The sequence below is a fragment of the Bremerella sp. JC817 genome (assembly GCF_040718835.1).
Lineage (GTDB): Bacteria > Planctomycetota > Planctomycetia > Pirellulales > Pirellulaceae > Bremerella.
Genome location: NZ_JBFEFG010000110.1, coordinates 1 through 567, shown reverse-complemented (window position 1 = coordinate 567; position 567 = coordinate 1). Strand labels below are relative to the sequence as shown.

Genomic DNA, 567 nt, shown 5'->3' with positions numbered 1-567 from the left:
CGCCTGGCGCACCTCCTCCGACGATCGGGTCCGACTGGAGCCGTCCGGCTACCTCGTCCCGAACGAAGGAGGGCAGGGGGGCACCGAGACCGTGACGGCCATCTTCGAGGACGGCGATTCGGTCTCCGCCGAGGTCGTCGTCGAGCGATCCGCCGAGCGCCCCTGGGATTTCGCGACGGACATCGTCCCGATCTTCACCCGATTCGGCTGCAACGGCGGCAGTTGTCACGGCAAGGCCGATGGCCAGAACGGCTTCCACAAGGCAGAAAAATTCCGATTACGCAGCTCGCCGATATCATCGTCGAAGATGGCCCATCGGAAATCAGTCGCCACGCGATCCGGCGACGCTTGCTGGTCCAGTGCAACGTGCGCGGCCGGGACCTGGCAATATTGCTGGTGCAACGCCGTGGACGCGGCGATTGGTGTGGCCTTCGCCCTGGAGGTGACCTGGCCCGAAGCCGGGAACATCGGTGGAGGTGGCCGACGCATCTCTCGCTGCCAGAACTGTCGCGGCTTTTAAACCTGGCCCGGCAATGGTTCCCGCTGGCGGAAGGAGCCGAGCTGAGC

The 567-nt window shown here is 65.4% G+C and carries 1 protein-coding gene; it reads left to right on the top strand.

Going from position 1 to position 567, the window contains the following annotated elements; all coding sequences use genetic code 11:
- Positions 1–520 (top strand): hypothetical protein (locus tag AB1L30_RS00505; protein WP_367011395.1); only part of this gene is annotated, 520 nt, incomplete at its 5' end.
- Between the last annotated feature and the right edge of the window lie 47 nt (positions 521–567).